The organism is Deinococcus aerolatus (assembly GCF_014647055.1).
GTDB classification, from domain to species: domain Bacteria; phylum Deinococcota; class Deinococci; order Deinococcales; family Deinococcaceae; genus Deinococcus; species Deinococcus aerolatus.
Genome location: NZ_BMOL01000004.1, coordinates 197,194 through 209,723, shown reverse-complemented (window position 1 = coordinate 209,723; position 12,530 = coordinate 197,194). Strand labels below are relative to the sequence as shown.

Genomic DNA, 12,530 nt, shown 5'->3' with positions numbered 1-12,530 from the left:
CATCAGACAAATGGCTCAGGCTCAGGCGGACTCTTGCGGCTGTCCGCCGGTGCCGAACGCTGCTGCCCCGGCGTAAGGACAGCCAGCGGAAACACCCCCGTGAACAGCCGGGGCCACGCCAGACCTGCCCCTCCCACCTGCAACCGCAGCCCGGACCCCGCAAAATGCCGCTGCCACAGGGCTTGAATACGGGGCGTGATGAGTTCCCGCAGGTGGGCCTCTGCCGCTGCCCGCTGATCGCCCAGATCGTAGGGACTGGGGCTGGACAGCCGTCCCCGAACCTCCGCACGGACATAGCTCTGGTACAGCACGTCGTCCACCATTCGCGCGAACAGCGCCTCCGCGTGGGCTGCCCGGTTCCCCACCAGCAGCGCAAGCTTGCCAAAGGCAATGGCCGACCCCAGCGTATTGCCCGCCGTGTTCCACGCGCTGAAGCCCGCCAGCCGGGCCAGCGGCAGCCCCCGCAGCAGGGTCCACAGCCGCCGCTCGGCCCCATTGGGGTAGGCGATGTCGGCCAGCGAGACCGCGCGCCCGGCCTCCAGATCGGCGTGCAGCGCGTCCACGAAGGCGGGAAGATGACGGTGGGGCGTGTCCACCGTGGCGAAGTCCGGTTGCCGATTCGCCTGCCGGGTGCCGGGGGTGTTGACCGCCAGCACGAAGTCGGCCCCGACAGGCGAGTCGGCCAGCACGCAGCCGGCGGCGCGCAGATGCGCCTGCACCAGTTCCCCGGCAGGCCGATCCTCGTAGATCAGTTCGGCACCCGCGCCGCCCAGACCGCTGTAGCGCACCCATACGCGCGCCTGCTGCGGGGCCAGCGCCCGCGCCAGCAGGGTGCAGGGCACCTCATCCGCGCCGGGGTAAATGTCCAGGTGCGGCCAGACGCCCAGTTCGTCGGCCCGCGCCTCCAGCATCCGGCGGTCGTGGGCGGCCAGACCGTAGGGCGTGGTGTCGTCCAGCGTCAGGCACAGGTGGGTCAGGACGCCCGTCGCCAGCAGATCCAGCGCAGCCAGATGCAGCGCGTGGTTGCGTTCACGGGTGCCCAGCCAGTCGGCCAGAATCTCGGGGGGCAGGGCGGCGCGGGCCGCGTCCAGCGCCCCGGCCTCCGCGTCGCCGTGCCGGGCGTGGCGGTCAAAGGCCGTGCTGTAGGCCCGCAGCTCGCGCCCCCACTGGCCGTAGTACGGTTTTTCCTCGTGCGGATCGTTGTCGTGGGCCACCCGCACGATGACGCCGAAGGCGTAGATCTGGAGATCCGGCTCGCGCCGCTTGACCTCGGCCAGCACCGCCAGCCGCCCTAGCGCCGTCTCCAGCGGGTCCGACACACGCCGGGCTGGAATCATGCCGCCCAGGCACAGGGTTTCGAGGCAAACGATCAGGAGGTCCGCCTGCCCCGACTCGCTGAGCAACCAGTCGCTCAACAGATCCGTGTTTCCAGGGGTGTGGAACTCCGGCAATGCGCCGGCAGGGGGCACACTCACTTCCGCCCCGGTCATGGCCGCCAGTTGCACCGGCAGGTTCAGCGTCTGCGGGCGGGTGTCGGGCGGAATCAGCAGGACGCGGGCAGGAGGCGACATCGCCGTCAGGGTAGTACACGGCGCGGCTGGACCCGCCTCGCCGCCGGGCGATGTTGCGCCTCTCCCCTCTACCCTGGCATCAGCGCCAGCCAGGATTCCGGGTGAAGCGGCTCGGCGCGCTCCACGCGGTTGCGGCCCTGGCGTTTGGCGCTGTACAGGGCCTCGTCGGCGGCGCGCACCAGGGCGTCGGGCGTGGACAGCGGCGGGGCGTACCCGGCCACGCCCAGCGACACGGTGAGCTGCCCCAGCGAGATGCCCGCGTGCGTCAGCGCCCAGCCGGCAATCTCGGCGCGCAGGCGTTCGGCCAGCAGGGTGGCTGCCGCCAGATCGTGGCCGGGCAGCAGCAGCGAGAACTCCTCGCCGCCGGGGCGGGCAGGCGTGCTGCCGGGCGGGGCCACATCCCGCAGCGCCGCACTCAGGCGTACCAGGGCGGCGTCTCCGGCGTCGTGACCGAAGGTGTCGTTCAGCCGCTTGAAGTGGTCCACGTCCAGCGCGATCAGGGACAGCGGCTGACCGCTGGCGGTGGCATGGGCCGTCTGCGTGGCCAGGTCGTCTTCCAGGCGGCGGCGGTTAAACAGGCCCGTCAGTGGGTCACGGATGGACTGTTGCAGCAACCGGTCCTGCAGGCGCAGTCCCGCCAGCGCCAGCGACACCTGCCGCACGATGCCGGGCAGCAGGGCACGCAGGGACTCGGGCACTTCAACACCTTCCACCTCGGGGCGCAGCCGCATGATGCCCAGCGTCTCGCCGTGCGAGAACAGCGGCACACACATGTAGCTGCCTCCCAGCCCGCCCAGGCACGCCGGGGCCAGCCGGTCCATGCCCGGCGAGACAATCTCGCCCCGGCGCAGCGCCCAGCAGCCGTCCGGCGGGGTGGCCGCGCCGGTTTCGCCGCCCCAGGTGGCCAGCGGCACCAGCAGGTTGCGCGAGGCGTTGTGCTGCAGCAGCGTGCCGCGCGTGCCGGGCAGCAGTTCCGGCAGGGCGCATTCCAAAATCCGCGCGCCCTCTTCCAGGCTGCGGGCGGCCTGCATCCAGTCGCCGAATTCGCCCAGACGGTGCATCCAGTCGTTGCGGGCCACCAGCGTGTCGGCGTGGGCCTGGGTCTGCTGCTGGGCCAGCGCCAGCGCCCCGCTCATGTGGTTGAACGCCCCGGCCAGCACCTGAATCTCGGCCGGGCCGCTAGGGTCGACGTGCACGCCGCTCTCCCCGCTGGTCAGTCGGCGGGCCGCAGCCGTGAAATGACCGAAACTGCCGGACAGCTTGTGGGCGCTGTACAGCGTGGCCAGCAGGCTGCTCAGCAGGGCCAGACCGCCCACGCTGTACAGGGTCAGCCGCAGCTGGCGCAACTGGGCCAGGGCCGACGTCTCCAGCGCCTGCAGCGTCTGCGTCTGTCCAGCACTGTAGGCGGCCACCTCGGCACGGATGGCGTCGAGAATCTTCTTGCCCCGGCCCGTCTTGACCAGCGCGGCGGCGGCGGCGGCGCTGTCCTGCCGCGCCAGCAGTTCGGGCGCAGCCACCTCGGCCTGCCAGCGGTCAATCAGGGTGCGGATGCGGCCCAGACCCTGGGCGTTGCCGTCCCGTTCCAGGACGGCCAGCTCGCGCGGCAGGGCCACCTTGGCCGCGTTGTACGGCTCCAGAAAGGCCAGCTCCCCGGTGATCACGTACCCGCGCAGGCCGGTTTCCAGATCCACCACATGCTGCATCACCTGGGCCACGGCGGCCAGCTGGGCGCGGGTCTGGGACGCCCGCTCGGTGGTCTTGACCCGCGTGTTCAACGTGGACGAGAGGAACAGGAAAGCGACAACCAGCAATGCCCAGAAGGGAAACTGGGACAGCAGCAGCAGGCGGCGAAGATTCATTCTGAATCACTGTAGAAAGCGCGGCCGTGCAGCGTTCTTACAATGGGCGCCTAAAAGCGGCGCCTATGGAGGCTCAGCGCATGCAGCCGTCGGCCAGACGGCCCACCAGCGCCGACACGTCCTGCCCGTCCCGCACCGCGTTGATAAAGGCGCTGCCCACCACCACGCCGTCGGCCAGCATCGCCACCTCGTGGGCGGTCTGAGCGTCCTTGACGCCAAAGCCCACCGCAATCGGCACGTCCGTGTGTTGCCGGGCCAGGGCCAGCATGGCCGGAACCTCGCCCAGCGCCGTGCCTTCCCGCGCTCCGGTCACACCGGTCACGCTGACGGCGTACACGAAGCCCGTGCAGGCCTCGGCCACCAACTTGATGCGCTCCGGCGTGCTGGTGGGCGCGATCAGGAAGGTGACGGCCAGCCCATGCTCGGCCGCCAGACCGGCAATTTCGAGGTCCTGATCCGGCGGCAGATCAGGAAGGATCAGGCCGTCCACCCCGGCCTCCTGCGCCAGCCGCATGAACTCGCGCGGGCCGACGGCGTAGATGGGATTGACGTAGGTCATGATCACGATGGGGGTGTCGTGGCGGGTCCGTAACTCGCGGATCAGCTCGATGGTGCCCCGCGTGCTGGTGCCGTCTGCCAGCGCCTGCTCGCTGGCCCGCTGGATGGTGGGGCCGTCGCCCAGCGGATCGCTGTAGGGCAGCCCCACCTCCAGCACGTCGGCGCGGGCCAGCAGGTCATCGGCCAGCGCGGGAAAGGCGGCGGCGGACGGATACCCGGCAGTCATGAAGGGAATGAAGGCGGCGCGGCCCTCGGCCCTGGCGTTCTCGAAGGCGGCGCGAATGCGGGCGACGCCCCTGGACGGAACAGCTGCTATCTGGGGTGCGGTCATGCCAGCACCTCCGGACCCGTGACGTTTCCGGGGGCATCCTCGGCCTTCGCCAGCAGGCGCATCACCTCGGCCACGTCCTTGTCGCCGCGCCCCGACAGGTTGACCACAATGATCTGGTCCGGCGACAGGGTGGGCGCGAGTTGCACGGCGTGGTAGATGGCGTGCGCGCTTTCCAGGGCGGGGATGATGCCCTCCAGGCGGGTCAGCAGTTGCAGCCCTTCCATCGCCTGCGCGTCGGTCACGGGCACGTACTCGGCCACGCCGGTCTCGCTGTACAGGCAGTGTTCGGGGCCGATGCCGGGGTAATCCAGCCCTGCGCTGATGCTGTGCGGCGGGGTGATCTGTCCCTCGTGGTCATGCAGCAGGTACATCATCGCGCCGTGCAGCACGCCAATGCGCCCCCCGGCCACCGAGGCGGCGTGCCGGCCGGTCTCCACCCCCTCCCCCGCCGCCTCAGTGCCGATCAGGCGGGGCCGCTGGGCTTCAGGCAGGTAGGCGTACGGCGCGAAGATGCCGATGGCGTTGCTGCCGCCGCCTACGCAGGCGACGATAACGTCCGGCACCTCGCGGCCCTCCAGTTCCTTGAGCTGCCACTTGGTCTCCTCGCCGATCACCGACTGGAAATCGCGCACCATCGCCGGGTAGGGGTGCGGCCCCACCACGCTGCCCAGGATGTAAAAGGTGTCGCGCACGTTGGTCACCCAGTCGCGGATGGCCTCGTTGGTGGCGTCCTTGAGGGTGCTGGTGCCGCTGGTCACGGGAATCACCTCGGCGCCCAGCAGGCGCATGCGGAACACGTTCAGTTCCTGGCGGCGCATGTCCTCGACGCCCATGTACACCACGCAGTCCAGGCCCAGCAGGGCGGCAGCGGTGGCGCTGGCCACGCCGTGCTGCCCGGCCCCGGTCTCGGCAATCACCCGGCGCTTGCCCATGCGCCTGGCCAGCAGCGCCTGGGCCAGACAGTTGTTGATCTTGTGCGCCCCGGTGTAGTTCTGGTCCTCGCGCTTCAGGTAGATCTTCGCGCCGCCCGCATGCTCGGTCAGGCGCTCGGCCAGATACAGGCCGCTGGGTCGGCCCACGAAGTCGCGCAGCAGACGCTCCAGTTCGCCCAGGAACGTCGGATCGGTCTTCGCCTCGCGGTAGGCGGCTTCAAGGCTGTCCAGCGCGGGAATCAGCGTCTCGGGCACGTAGCGGCCGCCGAAGCGCCCGAAGCGGCCGCGCTCATCCGGTTGCGGATAGCTGGGGAGGGTGAGGGTCATGGCCCCAGCGTAGGATTCTGGCCGTGGCCTGTGGGTGGGAAACTTAGACAGGTTGTCTAAGTTTGTGACCGAGATTTCACTGGGTGAAAATGTACAGACGCCTGCCAGAGCGAAAGGAGTTCAGCAGTCGTGACTTCGTCTGGAACGGCATCGAAGGGTGAAGCACCCAGGCTCCCTGCCAGTTCGGAGAGGACCCGTCCCGGCTCTTCGCCCGCCTTCCGCAAGGCCATCAGCGGGGGAGCGCCGTCCCGCTTGGCCAGACGCTCACCCCGGAACCCGGTCATCAAGGGGACGTGCCGGTAACGCGGCCTCGGGAAGCCGAGCGCCTCCTGCAAGGCCACCTGACGCGGTGTGGCCGTCCACAGGTCCGCGCCGCGCAGGATGTCGGTCACGCCCATGTCGGCGTCGTCCACCACCACCGCGAGGTGGTAGGCGAACACGCCGTCGTTGCGCTGCAACACAAAGTCGCCAACGTCTGACGGCAGAGACTGGCAGAGGGTGGCCCCGGTCAGGTCGTCCGTGATGCAGACGGTTCGGTCCGGCACGCGCCAGCGGCGGGCGGCAGGCCGGTCGGCATCGCAGCCGTCGCGGCACAGCCCCGGATACACCGCCTCCTCCCCGTGCGGCGCTCCGGCACTGTCCTGCATGGCGGCGGCAATCTCCCGGCGAGTACAGGTGCAGGGATAGGTGTCCAGGCGGTCCAGGGCGGCGGCATACAGCGGCAGCCGCTGCGATTGCCGGGTTTCCTCGTCCCAGTCCAGGCCCAGCCACTCCAGATCGCGGCGGGTGGCGTCGTAAGCCCAGTCCCGCACCCGGCCCGTGTCCAGATCCTCGAAGCGCAGGATGTGGCGGCCCCCGTGGACGCGGGTGTGCAGCCACGCCAGCAGCGCCGTGCGGGCGTTGCCCAGGTGCATGGCCCCGGTGGGGCTGGGGGCGAAGCGGCCCACCACGGGCCGGACTGGGGCGGTCATGACCATGAGGCTAGCGCAGGCGGCAAAGTACGGTCATCCCGCCCCGGCTTTTCCGCGCGCCCGGTGCGGCCCAAGGCGCGCGCGAGGCCGCGTCTTCGAGCGACTGGCTCCCAGCCCGGATGTCGCTGAGCACGTCGGCGCCCTGCCGCCCACGCTGCAGCAGGCCACCGCCTCCGTTCAGGACTTCGTGACCCGTACCACCCGCCAGCCGGAGCTGACCCCGGCCCTGTTCGAGCTGCGTCTGAAGGCCGCGCGCCGTCCCGGACTGGCCCAGGTCCTGAGCGTCACCCTGGATAGGAACTACGCCCTGAACACGGGATTCCACCTTCAGGCCCGCCTGCCCGGCGGCGCTCCGGAGGGGGCCCTGCTGCATTACGCCGTCGACGGTCTGCTGCTTGATGTGCTGACCGTTTCAATCAACGGCTGCCGCCACACCGATCAAGTGGTGAGCAAACTGGTCCGCCGACTGCTGGGGGGGGCACAGGCAGACCAGCCCCCATCCTGACCTGCTACAGTCCAGAGCCGTGCCCGGTCCCGAAGTCCTCCTGTACGGCCTGCCCCTCGCCTTTCTGGCCGGATTCATCGACGCGGTGGCGGGCGGCGGCGGCACCATCACCTTGCCAACGCTGTTTTTCATGGGGCTGTCTCCGGCGCAGGTGGTGGCGACGAACAAGCTGATGGCGATCTTCGGGTCCGCCAGCGCCACCGTGCAGTACTGGCGCAAGGGGCATGTGAGTCTGAAGCTGATCGTGCGCCTCGTGCCGCTGGCGCTGATCGGCAGCGCCCTGGGCGCGTATCTGGTGAAATTCGTCAATCCCGACGCCTTCCGCACCCTGATCGGCGTGGTGATTCTGGGCGTGGGCGCATTGGTGCTGGTCAACAAGAACTTTGGCCTGGAAGACCGCTACCCCGGTCTGACCGCCCGCACCCTGGCCCTGACCCTGCCCGGCGCGTTCATCATCGGGATCTACGACGGCTTTCTCGGCCCCGGCACCGGCACCTTCCTGATGTTCATGTTTGCGCTGGCCGGCTTCAATCTGGTGGGCGCCAGCGGCAACGCCCGGACCATCAATTTCGCCACCAATCTGGGCGCCTTCATCTTCTTCCTGATCGGCGGCAAGATGGTGTTCTGGATCGGCCTGCCGATGGGGGTGGCCAACGCCCTGGGCGCCACCCTGGGCGCCCGCATGGCGATGTTGCGCGGCAGCGCCTTCGTGAAGTGGATCTACGGCGGGATCGTGCTGGTGGTGGCGGCGCGGCTGTTCCTGGCAGGGTAGGCCCCGGCGTCAGGGTCAATTCCCTCTTCCAGCCTCAACGTTCCCTAAACACCCAACCGTGCCATGGGCCGTGCTTCGTGGTGAAGCGCCGCGCCAGAATGCGGGTATGACAGACGCCACCTCCACCCCCACCAGTGAAATCCCCACTCCCGAAACCACCGGGCCGCAGCAGGCCATCCTGGCCGGCGGCTGCTTCTGGTGCACCGAGGCCGTGATGCAGCAGGTGCGCGGCGTAACCAGGATCGAGAGCGGCTACATCGGCGGCCACACGCCCCATCCCGACTACCGCAGCGTGTGCAGCGGCGAAACCGGTCACGCCGAGGCGGTGCGCGTGACCTTTGACCCGCAGCAGGTGAGCTACAAGGACCTGCTGGGCCTGTTCTTCGCCACCCACGACCCCACCTCCATGAACCGGCAGGGCGCGGACGTGGGCACCCAGTACCGCAGCGCCGTGTTTCCCCTGACCCCTGAACAGGAGCGCGAGACCCGCGAGGTTATGGCCGATCTGGACGCGCAGGGCGTGTTTGGGCAGCCCATCGTGACCAGCGTAGAGCCCGCCACCGAGTTCCATGTGGCCGAGGACTACCACCAGAACTACTACAACGACAACTCGCGCCAGCCGTATTGCGCGGCCGTGATTGCGCCCAAGGTGGCCAAGCTGCGCCGGGACTACGCCGAGAAGCTGAACGCCTGAGCGACGGCAGCAGGGTCCAGAGGGACCAACAGCAGGCCTGAAGGCTGGGGCGCAGATTCGGTGCGCCCTGGCCTCTCTGTTTGCGGCCCTCCTGGGCCGGGTCATCCACCCCATACCGGCCCTTCTACAATGCAGGGTGCGAATGCGAACGCGCGTCCTGATTTCCCCCCTCACCCTGCCCCTGCGCCGACTGCTGGTCGTGTCGCGGCCCGCGCTGTGGATCAATACGGTGGGCACGCTGGTCACGGGCGTGTGGCTGACGGGGAGGCTGTACACGCTGGACCCCGGCGTACTGGCGCTGCTGCTGTACCTGACCCTGCCGTTCAACCTGCTGATCTACGGCCTGAATGACCTGTCGGACCGCGAGGAGGACGCCCGCAGTTCGCGCAAGGGCGGCTGGCAGGGCGCACGCCTGACCGTGGCCGAGGGTGGCCCGCTGCTGACCATGACGCTGGCGATCAACCTGCCCGGCCTGCTGGGGCTGGCGGTCATCCTGCCGCCTGCCGCGTCCGCGGTGCTGGCAGTGTCCGCCGCTCTGTTCGCGGCCTACAGCCTGCCGCCGCTGCGCCTGAAGGGCCGCCCGTTTCTGGACGGCCTGAGCAACGTGGCCTACGCCCTGCCGCTGGCGCTGCCCGCACTGACCCTGGGAACGCCGGTACCGTGGTGGCCCCTGCTGGCGTTGATGGCCTATTCGGTGGGCAAGCACGCCTTCGACGCCGCACAGGACATCCCCGCCGACCGCGAGGCCGGCACGCACACGGTGGCGACGGTGCTGGGTGTGCGCGGCACGGCCCTGTACGCGCTGACGTGGTTCGTCGTGGCCGGGGCGCTGCTGCTGCCGGTCTCGGCCCTGACGGCGCTGGCATTGTGGCTGACCTGCGGAGGCATGGCGCTGGCGCTGTTGCGTGACCCCACCCCCGTGCGGGCCGCCCGCCTGTACCCGCTGAGCATCGTGACCCCGTGGATTGTGGGCGCGGTGGCAGGGGTGGGGCTGGTATATCTGCTGGCCCGTGGGCTATGGACGGGCCTCTGAACTCGGGTTTGGACATCGGCATGCTGGGCGGTGGGCTGGCGGGACTGGCTCTGGCCTCCCTGCTGGCCGGCAGAGGCCACCGCGTCACCATCTACGAGCGGGACCGTGCGGGCGGCAAATTGCGCCGCGAGCGGGTGGGCGGACTGGCCTTCGACACCGGCCCCAGCCTGTTCACCTTTCCAGGCGTGTGGCAGGCGTTTCTGCGGCGGCTGGGCGAGGCTGACCCGCTGGCCCTGCAGCCGCTGCCGGGCGGCCTGGGGATTCACCACACCCCGTTTGGAGCTGTGCCACTGCCAGTGCCGCCGGGGCACCCGCTGTCCGCGGCCTGGGAGGGGTATCGCGCCAAGGTTGGGCCGCTCGCGCCCCACATCGTCCCGCTGCTGACCACGCCGCCGCGTCTGACCGATCCAGTTTTTCTGCGGGCCAGTCGAGCACTGTTCAGGGTGGTCGGTCCACATCCCACCGCCGAGGGCTGGATTCGGGCTCAAAAGCTCCCTCCTGCGCTGGCCCACGCCATTCGCACGCACGCCCTGAACGCGGGCCTCTCCCCTGCCGATGCGCCGGCCCTCTACGCCCTGATACCGGCGCTGGTGGGCGCGGAAGTGTACCGGCCCGTAGCGGGGATGGGTGCCCTGCTGGACACACTCATTGAATATGCTACGGCGCGCGGCGTGCAGTTGCGGGAAGGCGCAGAGGTGACGGGACTTAAGGGAGCCACCCTGACCCTGAACGGTGGCGAGGTGGCTCAGTATGATCTCCTCGTCAGCGCGCTTGATCCGCACCGACTGGCAACATTGCGCGGCTCGCCCATCGTTTCCCTTAGATCAAAACGCACGGTGAGCGGTGTGGCAATCTACGCAGCGTTGCCCGAAGCGGCGCCACTGCCCGCCACCTCCGTCATCCCACCATCCGACTTTCAGACGTTTCGCGCTGCCATCCGGGCCGGGGCGCTGCCGCCCGACACGCTGGCCCTGGTGCATGCCGATGGGCGCAAGCTGGCCGTGCTGCTGACCGCCCCCGCCACGGCCTGCCCGCTGGGGCTGGACCACCCCTGGGTGCGCGCCCAGGTCGCACGGGTGGAACGGACGCTGGGGATGCCGGGGCGGCTGGCCTCTGCCGACGACGTGCTGGCCCTGACCCCCGCACACTACGCGGCAGGCGGCCATCCCGGCGGCGCGATCTACGGCGCAGCCCTCCCCTTCTGGCGCGGTGGCCCACTTCACCCCCAGCCCCACCGCCTGACAACCCGGCTGTGGCAGGTGGGCACCGGCGTGCATCCCGGCGGCGGCATTCCAGCGATTCTGGGCGGGGCAATGATGGTAGACACGCTGCTGGCCGAGGCCCAAAAAAAAGCCCTCCCGGTAAAGGGAGGGCCTGGATGATCGCGGCTTACCAGCGCTCGGTGACGGTCTTGAGCTGCATGAAGTTCGCCAGGTAGTCCGGGCCGCCCGCCTTGCTGTCGGTGCCGCTCATGTTGTAGCCGCCGAAGGGCTGCACGCCCACGATGGCCCCGGTGATCTTGCGGTTGAAGTACAGGTTGCCCACCTCGAACTCCTGGCGGGCCTGCTCGAGCCGCGCACGGTCCCGGCTGCACACGCCGCCGGTCAGGCCGTACTCGGTGGAGTTGGCGATGTCGAGGGCGTCCTGCCAGTTCTTCGCGCGGATCACGGCCACCACCGGCCCGAAGATTTCCTCCTGCGCCAGCCGCGCGCCCCGCTTCACGTCGCCCACGATGGTGGCCTGGACGTAGTGGCCCGTCTTGCCGCCGCACTCGCCGGGGGCCTCGCCGCCCAGCAGCACCTTGCCTTCCTGCGGCGCGAGGTCCAGGTAGCCCTTGACCTTGTCGAAGGACATCTGGTTGACCACGGCGGTCACGTTGGCATTCTCCTCACCGGTGCCCATCTTCAGCCTGCTCGCACGCTCGACGAAGCCGTTCACCACATCGTCGTACACGGCGTCCACCACGATCAGGCGGCTCATGGCGCTACACTTCTGACCGTTGAAGCCGAAGGCCCCCTGCACGGCGGCGGTGACCGCCACGTCCAGATCGGCGGTCTCGTCCACGATCATGCCGTCCTTGCCGCCCAGTTCCAGCACGACCTTCTTGATCCACTTCTGGCCGGGCTGCACCTTGGCGGCCACCTCGTTGATGTGCAGGCCCACGGCGCGGCTGCCGGTGAAGGTGATAAAGCGGGTTCTGGCGTGCGTGGTCAGGTACTCGCCCACGTCCTTGCCGACGGCGGGCAGGAACTGCAGCACCCCGGCGGGCAGACCGGCCTCGTACATGATGTCGGCGATGAAACCGGCGATCAGGCCCGCGTCCTCGGCAGGCTTGGCGATCACGCAGTTGCCCGCCACGATGGGGGCGGCCAGCATGCCCAGGAAGATGGCACAGGGAAAGTTCCACGGCGAGATGGAGACGCCCACGCCGAGGGGCAGCGACATCAGGCCGTTTTCCTCGCCCTCGAACCAAGTGGTTTCATGGGCGCCGAAACCGGCGTACTTCATGGCGCTGCGGGCGTAGTACTCCAGGAAGTCGATGGCCTCGGCCACTTCCACATCGGCCTCGGCGTAGTTCTTGCCCACCTCGATGCTCATCAGGGCGCAGGCTTCCAGGCGGCGGGCCTTGAGCAGGGCCGAGGCCTTCAGGAGAATGCGGGCGCGGGCGTCCATGTCCCAGGTCTTCCAGGTCTCGAAGGCCTTCCAGGCCCCGTCCAGGGCGCGTTCGGCGTCCTCGGTGGTGGCCTTTGCCGTGGTGCCCACCACCTCGGAGGTGTCGCAGGGGTTAATGGATTCCAGTTTCTCAGCGGTGTCCACGCGCTCGCCGTTGATCACCAGCGGGTAATGCTTGCCCAGCAGTTCGGCACGCACCTTCTTGAGGGCCGCCTGATACGCCTGCACATTCTCGGGCTGGGTAAAGTCGATGAAGGGCTGGGGGCGGTAGTCCTGAATCTTAAGCATGGGAGTCTCCTTGATC

11 protein-coding genes are annotated in these 12,530 nt (G+C 69.2%); 5 read left to right on the top strand and 6 right to left on the bottom strand.

What is annotated here, in order from left to right:
* Positions 1-2 precede the first annotated feature (2 nt).
* The 5 genes from IEY31_RS06640 to gluQRS all read right to left on the bottom strand — a co-directional run bounded on the left by IEY31_RS06640 (position 3) and on the right by gluQRS (position 6,549).
* On the bottom strand, positions 3-1,571 hold the full coding sequence (locus IEY31_RS06640; protein ID WP_188970219.1) for a DUF4127 family protein: 1,569 nt from the start codon (positions 1,569-1,571) through the stop codon (positions 3-5).
* A gap of 68 nt (positions 1,572-1,639) precedes the next feature.
* Entirely contained in the window at positions 1,640-3,430 is a 1,791-nt protein-coding gene (locus tag IEY31_RS06635; RefSeq protein WP_188970217.1) for a diguanylate cyclase, read from the bottom strand.
* A gap of 73 nt (positions 3,431-3,503) precedes the next feature.
* Positions 3,504-4,319: a tryptophan synthase subunit alpha gene (gene trpA, locus IEY31_RS06630; protein WP_188970215.1), complete on the bottom strand. Its 816-nt coding sequence runs from the start codon at positions 4,317-4,319 to the stop codon at positions 3,504-3,506.
* The gene (gene trpB, locus IEY31_RS06625) at positions 4,316-5,578 is read right to left on the bottom strand and encodes a tryptophan synthase subunit beta (RefSeq protein WP_188970213.1); all 1,263 of its coding nucleotides are present in this window, start codon (positions 5,576-5,578) and stop codon (positions 4,316-4,318) included. The genes trpA and trpB overlap by 4 nt, the downstream gene beginning before the upstream one ends.
* Positions 5,579-5,634: 56 nt before the next feature.
* Positions 5,635-6,549 carry a tRNA glutamyl-Q(34) synthetase GluQRS gene (gene gluQRS, locus IEY31_RS06620; RefSeq protein WP_188970211.1) on the bottom strand — a complete coding sequence of 305 codons (915 nt, stop codon included), beginning with the start codon at positions 6,547-6,549 and terminating at the stop codon, positions 5,635-5,637.
* On the opposite strand from gluQRS, the gene IEY31_RS06615 reads away from it, so the two are divergent.
* From IEY31_RS06615 to IEY31_RS06595, 5 genes are all read left to right on the top strand, one after another.
* On the top strand, positions 6,548-7,054 hold the full coding sequence (locus IEY31_RS06615; RefSeq protein WP_229723368.1) for a hypothetical protein: 507 nt from the start codon (positions 6,548-6,550) through the stop codon (positions 7,052-7,054). The two genes, gluQRS and IEY31_RS06615, sit on opposite strands and share 2 nt — an antisense overlap.
* 19 nt (positions 7,055-7,073) lie before the next feature.
* Positions 7,074-7,826: a TSUP family transporter gene (locus tag IEY31_RS06610; protein ID WP_188970207.1), complete on the top strand. Its 753-nt coding sequence runs from the start codon at positions 7,074-7,076 to the stop codon at positions 7,824-7,826.
* 106 nt (positions 7,827-7,932) lie between these two features.
* Positions 7,933-8,520 (top strand): peptide-methionine (S)-S-oxide reductase MsrA, encoded by a 588-nt coding sequence (gene msrA / locus IEY31_RS06605; RefSeq protein ID WP_188970205.1) that lies wholly within the window; start codon positions 7,933-7,935, stop codon positions 8,518-8,520.
* Between the two features lie 142 nt (positions 8,521-8,662).
* A complete protein-coding gene (locus IEY31_RS06600; RefSeq protein WP_188970203.1) occupies positions 8,663-9,553 on the top strand; it encodes a UbiA family prenyltransferase in 891 nt (296 codons plus the stop codon).
* Complete coding sequence (locus IEY31_RS06595; protein WP_188970201.1) at positions 9,538-10,935, top strand: phytoene desaturase family protein; 1,398 nt, start codon at positions 9,538-9,540, stop codon at positions 10,933-10,935. The genes IEY31_RS06600 and IEY31_RS06595 overlap by 16 nt, the downstream gene beginning before the upstream one ends.
* A gap of 7 nt (positions 10,936-10,942) precedes the next feature.
* Here the strand turns inward: IEY31_RS06595 and pruA are convergent, their stop codons facing one another.
* Positions 10,943-12,514: an L-glutamate gamma-semialdehyde dehydrogenase gene (gene pruA, locus IEY31_RS06590; RefSeq protein ID WP_188970199.1), complete on the bottom strand. Its 1,572-nt coding sequence runs from the start codon at positions 12,512-12,514 to the stop codon at positions 10,943-10,945.
* Between the last annotated feature and the right edge of the window lie 16 nt (positions 12,515-12,530).

Coding starts and splice junctions, on each gene's coding strand:
- IEY31_RS06615 (WP_229723368.1), top strand. CDS start 6,548: ATGACCATGAGGCTAGCGCAGGCGGCAAAGTACGGTCATCCCGCCCCG.
- trpB (WP_188970213.1), bottom strand. CDS start 5,578: ATGACCCTCACCCTCCCCAGCTATCCGCAACCGGATGAGCGCGGCCGC.
- IEY31_RS06640 (WP_188970219.1), bottom strand. CDS start 1,571: ATGTCGCCTCCTGCCCGCGTCCTGCTGATTCCGCCCGACACCCGCCCG.
- msrA (WP_188970205.1), top strand. CDS start 7,933: ATGACAGACGCCACCTCCACCCCCACCAGTGAAATCCCCACTCCCGAA.
- IEY31_RS06595 (WP_188970201.1), top strand. CDS start 9,538: ATGGACGGGCCTCTGAACTCGGGTTTGGACATCGGCATGCTGGGCGGT.
- trpA (WP_188970215.1), bottom strand. CDS start 4,319: ATGACCGCACCCCAGATAGCAGCTGTTCCGTCCAGGGGCGTCGCCCGC.
- gluQRS (WP_188970211.1), bottom strand. CDS start 6,549: ATGACCGCCCCAGTCCGGCCCGTGGTGGGCCGCTTCGCCCCCAGCCCC.
- IEY31_RS06635 (WP_188970217.1), bottom strand. CDS start 3,430: ATGAATCTTCGCCGCCTGCTGCTGCTGTCCCAGTTTCCCTTCTGGGCA.
- pruA (WP_188970199.1), bottom strand. CDS start 12,514: ATGCTTAAGATTCAGGACTACCGCCCCCAGCCCTTCATCGACTTTACC.
- IEY31_RS06600 (WP_188970203.1), top strand. CDS start 8,663: ATGCGAACGCGCGTCCTGATTTCCCCCCTCACCCTGCCCCTGCGCCGA.